This is a genomic window from Methanolobus sp. WCC1, assembly GCF_045690315.1.
In the GTDB taxonomy this organism is placed as follows: Archaea; Halobacteriota; Methanosarcinia; order Methanosarcinales; family Methanosarcinaceae; genus Methanolobus; species Methanolobus tindarius.
Genome location: NZ_CP146979.1, coordinates 1861601 through 1875042, shown reverse-complemented (window position 1 = coordinate 1875042; position 13442 = coordinate 1861601). Strand labels below are relative to the sequence as shown.

Below are 13442 nucleotides of genomic sequence, written 5' to 3'. Positions count from 1 at the left end.
TGCAGTGCTTTCACTGCAGATCTTTTTCATTAAGAGGTTATCATGATCTCTAATGCCAGCTTTACAAAAGACAATGCTGCCCAGGTGGGTATAGGTACTTTGATTATTTTCATAGCTATGGTGCTGATTGCTGCTGTAGCTGCATCTGTGCTTATCCAGACATCCGGCACACTTCAGCAACAGGCACAGTCAACCGGTAAGCAGGCTACACAGGAAGTATCATCTAATCTGATCGTCAAAAGCATTGAAGGTGTACGTGCAAAAACCGGATCTACTATGGCTTCTAATATGTCCCTTCTTAAAGTAAAAGTGGGCCTTAATGTTGGAAGTTCTCCTGTGGATCTCAATCAGTTAATTATTACAATAACTGATGGAACTAACACAAATGACCTGATATATGCCAATAACGATAAAACATACGGTAGTGCCATGGAAAACTTCTCATCTTCTAACACTGCAAGTGTAAATCTGGGTCATTTACTGACGGACACTCAAAGTTCTCCGGGGGCAAATGGCAGATACTTCTTTACAGTGCAGAAAATAAGAGATGAAGATGTTTCATTTTCACAGGGTAATCCTATAATGAATACAGGTGACCTGGTGACTATTTATGTTTCTGTTGTGTCAGATGGTGACACTTCTTATACAACAATAGATGGTGTAACAACCAGTGGTAACCAGAAAGATTCTAATCTGGATCTAGAACCACGCACTACAGTTACAATAGTGATGACTCCTGAGGCCGGAGCTACTACCATGGCTGAGTTTGTAACTCCTTCATCGTACGGTACCAGAGAAACGATACAATTATATCCTTAAGGTGAAATAATATTCACCTTAACTTTTTTGAGGGATTCTATGTCACAAAAAATTCTATTAATATCTTTGATACTGATTTTGTCATCAATTCCACTTTCATCGGCAGACGCAACTTTCACAAATGAGTTGCAGGTCCACGATACATCAATTGATTTTACAATTAATGAAATATATACGGGTGTCGATGCTGAAGCCTTCAGGCTGGGTCTTGATTATGACAACAATAGCGTCGTAAGTCAAAAGGAAGTTGAGAGTTTTGTTGATGAATTCAAAAGAAACAGCACAGGGCAATATTTGGGTTATGTTTTGATAGATGATGGAAATACAGTTCTTTCTCTGGATTCCTTTGATATGCAGGTTTCAGGTGCGGAAGGTAATGTAAATACTTCGCAGATAAAAGTCACAACTAATATTATTTATGGCGCGCCAGAATCATTGAAATCTGGTACGCATAGTATATGGGTTATTGGGCATCCTGCAATTGAAAAAATGAGCATTTATCTTCCTTCTGAAATGCTGGTGACAGATATTGACGGCATTGATGAACTTCAGACTTCCTGTGATTCAGGAAGGCAGTTAATTGAAGGGCGTAGCGGTATCCGCTCATTTATTGTTGATGGAAGACAGACATTTGAATATGCCGTTATGATTGAAACCGGCAAATCAAAGTTTATTGCAGATTTGTCCCGTTTTCCTTCTTTATTCTAATTTTTATCTTCCTTTCTTTTTTCTAACAAGCAATATATACAATTACTACAAATAAAATTAAGTACTATGTCTATATTATAATTGTATAATAATAATATTTGATAATCTCAGGTGCTTAAATGAAACACAAGTATTGTTCAGTTATCCTAGTATTTGTTATCCTGATTAGCGTGTATAGTAGTGGTTGTGTCAGCAATAATCCAGAAGAAGAAGTACCTGAAACAGTGACCACATTTTTAACTGCCATTAATGATGGAGATTTCAATACGGCTTTTAATATGTACACAGGTAAGGATTTCCTTGCAGTTGCAAGTATTAAAATGATATTCAGCAATAAAGGAATAGAGCCGGGTTCAATTCAAGATATTAACATTGTTTCCCAGGAAATCAGTGAAAATATAGCAGCTGTTGAAGCTGAGTGTACCGTGTCAAATTCAGACGGCGGAACTAGTGTTGTTCCCATATATTTCACACTTCAGAACAGCCAGCTTGGATGGATAGTTACCAGGGTTTCATTCACTGTTCCTTTGACACTGGGCAATGCAGAAGTTGTTGATGTTGAAGTTGAATCTACAAAAATAGATGTAATTGCAAACAATGCTCCGCTTATATTTATTGGCGCTGTAATTATGCTTGGTCTTGGTTTATATATCGATAAGAGAGACAAAGCCAAGAAAAAACAAAACAGCAGGACAATTGATGTTTCAGGTGCAACTCCAATACAGAAAGAAACCATTGCACAATATGTAAAATTTGTTCCTTCACAGCAAATTACAATTGGTAAACCAGCAACGGTTGATGTATGGGTTAAGAACTTCACGCAGCAGCCATACAATGATTTTGCTATCAAAGCTAAGTTTTCAAATTCCCTTGAGCCTGAAAAAATCAACCTTTTCTTTGATACGATAGCTCCAGGGGAAACTGTGAAGCGGACATGGGTAGTGAAACCAAAACTTTCAGGCTGGGCCTCCATTGAAGAACCAACCGTGGTATTCAATTTCGGAGGGAATAAGTACATCGGTGTGCTTGATCCTGTGTGGTTGCAGGTTCAGTAATTTTGTAAAACAATTATATTGTGGGTGATATGGGTGTCTTCAGATGCAGAAAAAAACGAGGAACAAAATAAACAGTTATCTTCTGATGTCATGAAAAAGCTGAATGAGGCATTTTTATCTTATTTTGATGGTGAAAAGCCTGGTAAAAGCAGTATTGACCTTTCAGAAAAGAATGCCATCCTTGATCTTATTAAATCAGGTTTTGTGGATGAAAAAACCGGCAATCAGGAAAAAGGCACTGAAGCCAAAAAAATGATTGTTATAGGTGAAGGTTTTATTGAGGCCGGTGATGAGACTATAACTTATTCTGATTCTCAGGATATGCAAATTGAACCTTCTACCTTCCCTTCATTTGAAGCGAAAGTACCTGATGTTTTGTCCGGTGCTTTTGATGATGTTTCCTACCAATCTGTTGAAATTGAAATGGATGAAGAGAAAAGTAATGTTAAGGATGAAGAAAAGGATTACTCAAAAGCCGTATCCGAGATTCTGCAAAAAACTCCGAAGGTTCCCAAAGTTTCTTCTTACCAGCATTCAGGTAGCTCCCAAACTTCAGATTTGCAGCCACAAGCTCCAAAAACAGTTAGCAAAAAGACAGTAGAGGCAAAACCTGCTCAACAGGTCCCTGTTCCAAAAAAAGAGGTCCCTCCACAGCCAGCAAAGACTGTACAGAAGTCAGATGTACAGGCTCATGCAGGTAAATCTGTACCTAAAGCAGCACCCTCTGAACAGATAAAATCACAAACTCCGGCAAAACCAAAATCAGGAAATGTTGCAAATAATGTTCCTAATCCATCTGTTTCCGGGGTTAATATTAATTCAGGAAAACAGGTTCCAGTTTCTTCTGTAAAACCTGCATCAGCACAGTCGGCTAAAGCTGCTCCTAAACCTCTGGTTTCTAAGGTGTTCCCTCCGGCAAGTCCTGCTTCAAAAACCACTGTTGCAGCAAAAAAGGCTGTTTCTAATGAACCTGCAGGTCCGGTGAACATTGCCTTCCTTTACAGTGAGGATCATATGAAACATGATGCATCATTACTTTCTATTATTACTCACGAGAAACCTGAACGTATAATCAAAGCCATGTGGTACCTGGAAAAGAACAAAGTTTTTACTGATGGCACATGCACGTTAATCAGTGATTTCCAGACTGCTAATGAAGAGGATCTGCACAGGGTTCATGGTAAGGAGTATGTTTCCTTCGTAAAATCATATTCAGGCTCTGGGGGCGGTTTCCTTGGCGACAGTACGTACATGACATCAGGATCTTATGATATCGCAAAAACTGCTGCTGGTGCCGCTATACAGGCCGGGGACCTGCTTGTGGACAAAAAGTTCACCCATGCTTTTGTCCTGACACGTCCTCCCGGTCATCATGCAAGCTCCCAGAAATACGGAGGTTTCTGTCTTTTTAACAATGCAGCAGTGCTTGCAAGGCATCTTCAGCATAACAGGAAAGTTGGGAAAGTGCTGATACTTGACTGGGATGCACATGCAGGTGATGGTACCATGGAAATATTCTATGAAGATCCGACTGTGATGCTTATTTCACTTCATCGCGATCCACATGGATTCTATCCCAGAAAAGGTTTCAGTAATGAAACAGGTGAGAATGCCGGCAAAGGGTATACAATGAATGTAGAAATGCCTGCAGGTTCAAGTAATGAGGAATATATGTATGCTTTTGATGAGGCAGTTATTCCTATGGTTGAACATTTCAATCCGGATTTTATAGTACTTAGCTGTGGTTTTGATGCACATTATCATGAGATGAATATCGGCCTGGCACTGGATTCAGATGCATATCACCAGATGACAGCTAAATTGCATTCGGTCTTTAAAGGACCTGTTGTTTTCCTTCTTGAAGGTGGTTATCATGATTTTAATGGCCAGTTGTGTCATAGTGTTTTGAGTTCTCTGCACGGACGTCCAAATCCGGTTCAGGACAAACAGGAAATATCAAGCTATAAACAGACACAGCAGAAACAGATATTTGCAGAGCTACAGAAAAAGGTTTCAGAAACAAAAAGTCATCATCCGGTTCTGTTATCACAGGAGGCCTGATGACCCGGGTAGGTATCACTTTCAATAAAAACCATCATTTGCATGATTCTTTATTGAATGGCTATCCGTGTCCTGAAAATCCTCAAAGAATCAAGAATATACTGGAATATCTTGAAAGTAGCGGTCTTATTGATGGTGAAATATTCCGTTTTTATGATTCTTCTCCTGCATCTGTCAGGGATATATTAAGGGTGCATACAAGGGAATATGTAGATCTAATCAAAGCATGTACAAGAGATCCGCGGCAGAGCCCTGGTAATGATGTATATGTTTGTCCATCTTCATTTGATGTGACTCTTCATGCATTGGGATGTGTTCTGAAAGCCGGGGACCTGGTTACAACAGGTGAGTGCAGGCATGCTTATGCGCTGATACGTCCGCCGGGACACCATGCAGGTCCTGATTCATGTAATGGGTTCTGCATATTCAACAATTCAGGTATTCTGGCCAGATATATGCTTGAGGAAAAAGGCCTTGAAAGGATCGCCATAATCAATATTGATGCACATGCTTCGGATGGTACATATGCTGCCTTTGAAGCTGATCCGAGAGTTTTGTGCATATCTATGCATCAGGATCAGAAAACACTTTATCCGTTTAAGGGTTTCATCAAAGATATTGGCGTGAGACCTGCGCTTGGATATTGTATAAATATGGAAATGCCTGCTGAATCAGGTAATCCTGAATATTCCCTGTTTTATGATGAGGTTGCTGAAAAAGTACTTGACAAGTTCAACCCACAGTTAATTATTCTGGAGTGCGGTTTTGATGCTTATCATAAAGAACCATTGGCCAAGCTGAACCTCACTGTTGATGGTTACTACAGAATAATATTTAAACTTGCAAGTAAATGGAGCGTTGTAACCCTGCTGGAGGGTGGCTATCATGATGATCTTGGTCTTCTTGCATCCGTTGTCCTGCGTGCATTGGCCGGACTTGAGAATATTAAGGATGAAGTTGATCAGATTGACCTGCTTGCATCAAGACATGCCAAAACCAGAAAAGAGTTTAATAATAATCTGTCCCTTCTAAAAGCCAGGCTGGAGCCATATTGGGGTCACATTTAAAGGATAGTTGGTTAAATGTTCGAACTTGGAAAAAGTGAAGATGGAATTATATTTTATAAACTTGAACATGCTTTTGAGCTTGACAAGTTTACAATAGGTGAATTCACTTATTTCAGGAAATACCTGGGTATGTCTGATTACCTGTCAAATTTCCAGAGCTGGCTTAAAAGACCGACTGTGGTTCTTGTCGTTGCTGTTAAGGATAACACTGTACTTGGCTGGTCCATGAATGAAAAATGGAGCTCTCCTGCAAAGGACAGCAGACCTACATATGTACTTCGTGGGATTGAAGTTTTACCAAAGCTTGCCAGGACAGGTATGGGAAAAAAGATATTCTGTTTTATTTCGGGAATACTTGTCGGACACATTATTACAAAACCGGTAAACAAGATTGCAAAACTGTTTTTTGAGTCACTGGACTTTGTAGAGCCAACTCACAATAGTCCTGTTGATCTGGGTAATTATCCCGGTTACCTTATACTTGAGGAAAGCAGAAAACATGTAGTAGCTTGTGAAGGAATTATCCCTTATGAGGATAATGTAAAAGCATGCAGGCACAAACTTTTCCCTAAGGAGGCAGTTTCAGATTCACTTATTAATATGAAAAAGGAACCTGAAGTATCAGAAGCAGATTCTCCTGTTGAAGGTTCCGGACATGTTACTACAAGTGTTCCCGGTGATAAGCCTCCTGAAGACATGTCAAGTCCTGTGGATTTTGAAGGTAAGTTCCTTGGAGAACAAAAAATGATGTCTCCATGTAAGTGTGGAAATTTCCTTGTGAACAAATATATGGTTTCAGGCAAAAGAAGTGGTACTGCGTTTATATGTACTAATTGCAGTGTTGAAAGGTATTTCCTTCCGATGAAGAAGAAGTAATAAAATTTATTTAAAAGTTGAACTTTTTTATTTTGCGAGATTTTTAGAGCTACCTGCATAATAGAATTCACTCTATTTGTGCAAAAATTACTATTTTTCACATTTCAACAGAAGGGTATTAATACCGTTAATACAATAGTATCTATAATTATAATACTAGATATATAATTTATTCATATGGGGTCTTTTCATTATGGCTCAAGAGCAGGGTATCGCAAAAGTTGATCTTAGTTATATTTATAAAGCAGTGATGATGGGTAATTCCCTTTACTCTGACAACTGGGAGAAAGGTGTTCTCTATCTTACCAACCTTAACCTGTGGTTCTCAGAAGGCGGGGGATGGTTAACAATTCCTTTGAAAAGTGTAAGTATGGTAGGCAGGGAAGTTTCGGATCCAATCCGTGTAAAAGCCCAGCGTACAATCGGGACTTCACACATCCTTATGATAGATTATCTCCAGGCATCATCAGTAGTAGAAGGAGCCACAGCTCCGGCTACCGCTTTACTTGCAGGTAATGAAGCCGTTATCAATACGCTCAAAGCTTATCTGCAACCAATGTGTGGCACACCTCCAAAGAAACAATCACTTTCTGATATTGATAAAAAGCTCCTTTACATGCTTTACACAGGTGTGAACGATTTGCAGAAACTGACATTCTTCATTGGTGTCGATAATGACACCCTTGCAGCCAGTTTCAAGAATTTGAGGGAAGCAAACATGTGTGACACTTCAGGAAAACTTACTGAACAGGGTATAAAGCAGATCAAGGAGATGATGTGAAATGAATCTAATGACCACAGAGGGGGCATTATAAATGGCAGATCCTGGTCTCCCTCCGTTTATGACAAATTCAGCCGGCGGTCCGCCTCCGGCAATGGATGGAAGTTTCGGGCAGTCCATGGGAGCTTTTGGAGCATTGCTGAAACTCCAGCAGAATATTAGTGACAAGTTCCCAAAAGCCAAAGTCCCGTGGAACGAAACAAGAAAGTTCCTTAAAGCAAGCACAATAGAGCTGATAAGGGGAACTTCACTTTATAAGTTCCACATGAAGTTCTTCAAGGATATCGGACTTGGAAACATGCAGCTTATTTCGTATGCACCGATGCATTACATATTTGCAGTTCCCAATAACCCTGTATGTAATTTCTATCCTGCACTGCAGAACCAGAAAGTATGTGTAGCCACAACCGATGCCCTTCACAGGTTCTTCAGGGAAGACCTTGAACTTGAATGCTCTGTTGAGGAAACCGAGTGCATAAAGAATGGTGATCCGGTTTGCAAATTCAAAGTTGACCTCCAGCCTATATCCGCATATCAGGTCATGCTTGATGAGTACGATAAGAAGATCTTATCCGGTATCAGACCGCCTGTTGATGACAATGAACTCAGGGACAGGGTACGGACACTTACAATTTATAAATTACTGGACAGCGGTCGTCTGTCAGAAATTGGTAACGCTTACATGCAGTTTGCCAATAATATGCCGGTACAGGAGAAGGTATTTGACCCTCCGTGGAAACTTCAGGAAGAACTTTCTTCCATAGCTGATTCTCACAGCACTTTTGGTGGTGCTTTTGGTGAAATGGCCAAAAAGATACAGGTGCCAGATAATTCCGCACCGGCTGCACCCAAACCACCTGTATCTGAAGAAACCGCAAAATTACAGGAAGAAGCTAAAAAGACAGACAGCTTTGCCGAGCTTCTTTCTAAAATGAAGAAGGAGCAGCAGTGATTTTTATGGCAGGATACAGATCAGTTTCACCATATTCTCATCTGGATGAATTTGTAGGTGAGAATGTAAGAGTGATTACAACTAGTTCACATTACAGAGGTGAATGTGAAAAAATAGACCGGAAAAATAACAATGTGATTCTTAAAAATGTTGTTAAGAAAAATGAAACCGGATGGGTAGAACTTAGTGACTATATGCTGGTCATGGGTCACTCAATAGAATCGGTCTATATTGAGAAGAGTTTTCCTTTTGACAGTAATGAATCTCTCATTCTTTCAATTGAAAATGGGTCAGAGCTTCCAGATCCTCAACCCGTTATCGAAGGACTGGATGAGTTTGCAGAAAATCTTGAGATTACAGAAATTAGTGAATTAAGCAGCCTCGATGAGGTAATACTTCCGGAGGAATTTAAATGAGCAGTGAAACACGGATACCAACCGGAATTGCAGGTCTTGACAGAGTGATTGAAGGAGGTGTGCGTGATAATTCCACACTCCTGGTTGTAGGTTCCAGTGGTACCGGAAAATCAACCTTTGCAATGCAATATCTGAATTACGGACTTGAGCACGGAGAAAATGGTCTCTATATCAGTATGGAAGAGCCACCTGAGCAAATAATGCGAGAAGCAAAGATGCTTGGATTTAACCTTGATCAGTATTATGAAAAAGAATTATTCTTCTTCCACTCAAAGGGTAAGGATTTTGTCAAACTTGTTGACGAGCAGCTTCCGGCTCTTGTGGAGGCAAATAAGAACTATGCAGTAAAGACGCGTGTAATTATTGATCCTTTGACCCCGCTTATATGGGCGATACAGGACAAGCAGGAACAGCGTGAGATTATCACAAAACTGTTCTACACACTAAAGCAACTTGGTCCGGTTCTTATTACAACAGAAGAACACGCATCTCCCGGTGAGACTATCGGTGAGGATGTATTGATTCCTATCTACATGTCCGATGGTGCAGTTCACCTGACATACAGGCCAATTGGCGGAGCTTTTAACAGGGCTCTTGAAATTGTGAAGATGCGTGCAACCAGGCATGGTGAGGAAGTTTATCCTTACATTTTTGTCCGTGGTGTTGGTGTGGTTGTAAGAACTACGCCTCTGGTATCTGCAGAAGATGTACGCAAGTATGACGATGTCTTTGACAAAGCCATACGCACTGCCGCTGATCTGGGTGCCAGTGAGAGAATGCTTGAAAGGCTTGTATATGTCAAGGAAAACTGGTCATATCCATTCTCCCCGAAGGAAACACTACAGATATTCTTCGAGTCTCAGGGTCTTAATGATGCCATTACCAGGGAAGAACTTGAGAAGCGCAGGGAAGAATCCTCCACAAAAGCTGCAGCACTGGAAGTTTCTGAACTTACGGGTTCCATGCAGCAGGATGAAGATATAGTACCTGAAGAAGAGCCTTCACAGGAAGATGAACCGCTTATTGATATAGACAATCTTAGCGAACTGGAAGAAATGATCCAATGAGTAATTGAGGTGGGTTGACGTGTCGGTTAGAAAAACAAAAGATGACCTTGAGGATGTTTCCCTTTTGAAGTTTGCTCTGGTCGCACAGCTTAAAAGGACACACCAATCCAGTGATGTAGATGTACTGCTCTTTGCCGGTGCTGACGGAAAGATCTATGCATCCTACATACCGGAGAGTATTGGCCCTAAAATATTTGAGCTGACCAATCTTATCAGCAACAACCTGCTGCATGTTAGCCAGCAGCTTGAAATGGGGCTGAAACAGTCAGTAATTGAATACGAGTTTGGCACAGTTATTTTCTCATCAGTGGGACGCGGAGCTCTTTTAATATCCCTGTTTACGGGAAAAGCCGATCTTGCTGAAAATATGGATAAAATTGAAATTGCCAAGGCTGTTATACGTCATGTTTTCGAACAGCGTCCAATGACAAAAGAGCAGCTTGCAACTTATCCTGAAGAAGTGGCAAGTGAATTGCGTATCCTGGCAAAAATCGTGTTTGATGAGATGTATACCCAGTCTTCCGAATACAAGAAGAATATGGAAATACTTGCTGACATCAAAGAGAAGATCACAGGTGTCATGGGCAGGGGAGAAGTTGAGCAGGTACTTGCAATGGCTTTTAACGAAATTGCCTCTTCACCTAAATGGATGACTGAAGACCTGTGGCCGCTTCTTGTTGAAATGATTATCAGGGACCAGATTCGTCCGCTACATGGGGATTATGTAGCGGATGTGTGTGAAGCCGAATGGATACCGGATATTAAACACAAACTTGAGTCCTTCGTGTGACAGGTGAGATGCTATGGATGACGAAATATGCACAATGGAAAAATGTGATACTGAGATTATGGATACAGAAGTTTCACAAAGCAGCTCACGGGATTATGACATGGAGATTAGCGAAGACGAAAAGGCTTCTGATTCTACAGGGTCAATGGAAGACCCAAAAACTTACGTTGAAGATATTACAGATGATAATTTGAAGCAGACCGGTAAGGCAGATGCAGAAATAGGCAACAGTGAAAACATAATGGATGACAGCTCTGCGCATTCAGAAAGACCTGTTCCGGCAGATGCCAAGTCCCTTATAATTGTGGATGATAATTCAGTCCTTCGAAAAAAGAGGGATAAAGGTATTCATGTAGCTTCAGATATTAAGTCCGATCTGGAACTTGCAAATTCTGAACTTGTTACAAGGCTTGAAGATGCGGAAAGTCGTTACAATGAGCTTGAAACTCGTTTATTCATGTTTGAAGAAAAGTTCAACGATATGCAGAAAAAAATGACTGATGAACTTGAATCAAGTGGTGATAAGCTATCCACTTTAGAAAGTGATCTGTATTCTAAAGCACATGAATCTGATTATAAACGACTGAGGCAGGATTTCGATCTTTTTTCCAAGAGACTCAGGCGTGTTGTCCAGGCAGAGGATTCTGTAAATGCCGAATCACTGGACCCTACAAAAGTGCCTTCTGATGTTCTTGAAATCACTTATGCTAAGACCCTGAATGATATTTTAAGTGCTATGATAGCCATTTATGGTGAACGTGAATCTTTTGATATGGTAGAAACTGCAAGGGACAGGGTGCGTGAATTCAGTGCAGGTGTTGACTTTTTCAGGTTCGAGAATGAGGCTTTTATTGTCAGGGGACTTTCAGATGCCATTTCTTCCAAGATAGTTTCTGTTAAGCAGATACATGGCACTTATGTTGAACTGTTTAAAATGCTGTCCCAGTATGTTCCTAATTATAATTCCCAGGATTTCCGTTCTTTTGTTGAGACCGGAAGTCGGGAATATACAATTGAAAAGGTCGTTGCTCACGAAAAACATCTTGACAGGATAGTTTCAGATTTAACCGAACACAAAGGTGAGCTGGACAATCTTACAGAAAATGTTAGCTTTATGGCAGAGCTTCAGAATAACCAGCTTGAAGAAGCTGCTTCCAATACACAACAACTCGAAGAGATCATGGAGCAGATAAAAAGCATTGCAAAGGCTGTGAATCTGCATACCAAAGCAATAACCAAGCTGAATCGTACACTAAAAGAACTGGACTTTACTGAGTCTGTTGCTGCCGCTGCAGAAAAGAGCAGTGAAGAGCTTGCAAACTCACCAATTCCTACGCAGGAAAGTGATGCTCCAAATGCAAGCAAAGAACAAATAATGGCAATTGCAGGCGAAATAGAGTCTTTTAAGGTAGTTGTAGGTGGAATGTTTAATTCCCTGCAGGAACAGCTCCATATCCATATTCCTGGCTATGAGGAATCATTTATTCATGATTATCCTGATGATCAAATTGTACATCAGACTGAAGTTCCTATGCAGGATAATGCCATTGAAGACGTTTTCCCTGAAGATTCTACTGATATTAATTCACAGGCAGATCAATTAGAGCAGGAAGAGTTCTTACCGGAGCCATCAGAAGTCACTCCTGAACCTGATCAGATCTTTGAAAAGCAGTCACCGGCTCAGGCTGAAACAGCTGAACTCACTCCAGAACCGTTGAATCTTGAGGACTTCGCTCCGGATCAGGATAATCTGGTTCCTGAAGCAGAAATACCTGTTGATTTTGAGTCTTCTGAAGTTGTCCCTGAAGAAGTTCCTCTTGTCCTTGAGTCATTGGACCTGAGTCCTGATGCAGCTCCAGTTGATTTTGATTCTCCTGAAGTTGTTCCTGAAGAAGTTCCTCTTGATCTTGAGTCATTGGACCTGAGTCCTGATGAAGTCCCAGTTGATTTTGAATCTTCTGAAGTTGTTCCTGAGGAAGTTCCTCTTGACCTTGAGTCATTGGACCTGAGTCCTGATTCAGCTCCAGTTGATTTTGCATCTCCTGAAGTTGTTCCTGAAGAAGTTCCTCTTGACCTCGAGTCATTGGACCTGAGTCCTGATGCAGTTCCAGTTGATTTTGCATCTCCTGAAGTTGTTCCTGAAGTTGTTCCTGAAGAGTTTCCTCTTGACCTCGAGTCAATGGACCTGAGTCCTGATGCAGCTTCAGTTGGTTTTGAGTCTTCTGAACTTTCCTCTGAAGAAGTTCCTCTTGACCTTGGGTCTTTAGATCTTAGTCCCGATGAAGTCCCGGTTGACTTTGAGTCTTCTGAGGATGTTGCTGAAGAAGTACCTCTTGATCTTGATTCATTGGACCTGAGTCCTGCCGAAGTCCCGGTTGACTTTGAGTCTTCTGAAGATGTTGCTGAAGAAGTTCCTCTTGATCTTGATTCATTGGACCTGAGTCCTGCTGAAGTCCCGGTTGACTTTGAGTCTTCTGACGTTGTTCCTGAAGAAGTTCCTCTTGATCTCGAGTCTCTTGATCTTAGTCCTGATGAGATTTTGGAAAATTCAAAGGGACTGACATTGTCAGAAGCTGACATCGTTACAGAGGAAGCTCCTGAGCAGCCACAGCCCATACGATTAAAAGACATGCCTATAGAGGAAGTTATAATCGGTCAGCTTTCGATTGCAGGTTCAGCAACTCTCAAGCAGCTTGAGAAACAGATAAAGTCAAGTGGTTATCCTATAGACTTTGAAAAGCTCTCTCTTGTAATGGGTTATCTGGAGCAGGAACAGATGGTGGATACTGTCAAAAAAGGTAGATACACTTTCTATTCGGTTGCGGGAACTGTAAATGTTTGAGATCAGAT

Annotated in this window: 12 protein-coding genes; all 12 read left to right on the top strand. The window is 40.8% G+C overall.

Annotated elements, in window-relative coordinates; translation table 11 throughout:
* Positions 1–42: 42 nt before the first annotated feature.
* Positions 43–819 carry an archaellin/type IV pilin N-terminal domain-containing protein gene (locus V7O61_RS09035; protein WP_407282073.1) on the top strand — a complete coding sequence of 259 codons (777 nt, stop codon included), beginning with the start codon at positions 43–45 and terminating at the stop codon, positions 817–819.
* A 39-nt stretch (positions 820–858) separates the two neighbouring features.
* Positions 859–1527, top strand: a complete 669-nt coding sequence (locus V7O61_RS09030; protein WP_407282075.1) for a hypothetical protein — start codon at positions 859–861, stop codon at positions 1525–1527.
* Positions 1528–1646: 119 nt separating this feature from the next.
* Positions 1647–2582 carry a hypothetical protein gene (locus V7O61_RS09025; protein ID WP_407282077.1) on the top strand — a complete coding sequence of 312 codons (936 nt, stop codon included), beginning with the start codon at positions 1647–1649 and terminating at the stop codon, positions 2580–2582.
* A gap of 33 nt (positions 2583–2615) precedes the next feature.
* The gene (locus V7O61_RS09020) at positions 2616–4643 is read left to right on the top strand and encodes a hypothetical protein (protein WP_407282078.1); all 2028 of its coding nucleotides are present in this window, start codon (positions 2616–2618) and stop codon (positions 4641–4643) included.
* Positions 4643–5710, top strand: coding sequence for a histone deacetylase family protein (locus V7O61_RS09015; protein ID WP_407282079.1), 1068 nt, complete (start codon positions 4643–4645; stop codon positions 5708–5710). Before V7O61_RS09020 ends, V7O61_RS09015 begins: the two co-directional genes overlap by 1 nt.
* 15 nt (positions 5711–5725) lie before the next feature.
* Positions 5726–6586, top strand: a complete 861-nt coding sequence (locus V7O61_RS09010) for a hypothetical protein (protein WP_407282080.1) — start codon at positions 5726–5728, stop codon at positions 6584–6586.
* Positions 6587–6779: 193 nt separating this feature from the next.
* Complete coding sequence (locus V7O61_RS09005) at positions 6780–7367, top strand: hypothetical protein (RefSeq protein WP_407282082.1); 588 nt, start codon at positions 6780–6782, stop codon at positions 7365–7367.
* Positions 7368–7401: 34 nt separating this feature from the next.
* The gene (locus V7O61_RS09000; protein ID WP_407282083.1) at positions 7402–8319 is read left to right on the top strand and encodes a hypothetical protein; all 918 of its coding nucleotides are present in this window, start codon (positions 7402–7404) and stop codon (positions 8317–8319) included.
* Between the two features lie 5 nt (positions 8320–8324).
* Positions 8325–8735, top strand: a complete 411-nt coding sequence (locus tag V7O61_RS08995) for a hypothetical protein (protein ID WP_407282084.1) — start codon at positions 8325–8327, stop codon at positions 8733–8735.
* Positions 8732–9802: an ATPase domain-containing protein gene (locus V7O61_RS08990; RefSeq protein ID WP_023843858.1), complete on the top strand. Its 1071-nt coding sequence runs from the start codon at positions 8732–8734 to the stop codon at positions 9800–9802. The genes V7O61_RS08995 and V7O61_RS08990 overlap by 4 nt, the downstream gene beginning before the upstream one ends.
* A 19-nt stretch (positions 9803–9821) precedes the next feature.
* Positions 9822–10592, top strand: coding sequence for a hypothetical protein (locus V7O61_RS08985; RefSeq protein ID WP_023843857.1), 771 nt, complete (start codon positions 9822–9824; stop codon positions 10590–10592).
* Positions 10593–10605: 13 nt separating this feature from the next.
* Positions 10606–13434, top strand: coding sequence for a hypothetical protein (locus V7O61_RS08980; RefSeq protein ID WP_407282085.1), 2829 nt, complete (start codon positions 10606–10608; stop codon positions 13432–13434).
* The last annotated feature ends 8 nt before the right edge of the window (positions 13435–13442 follow it).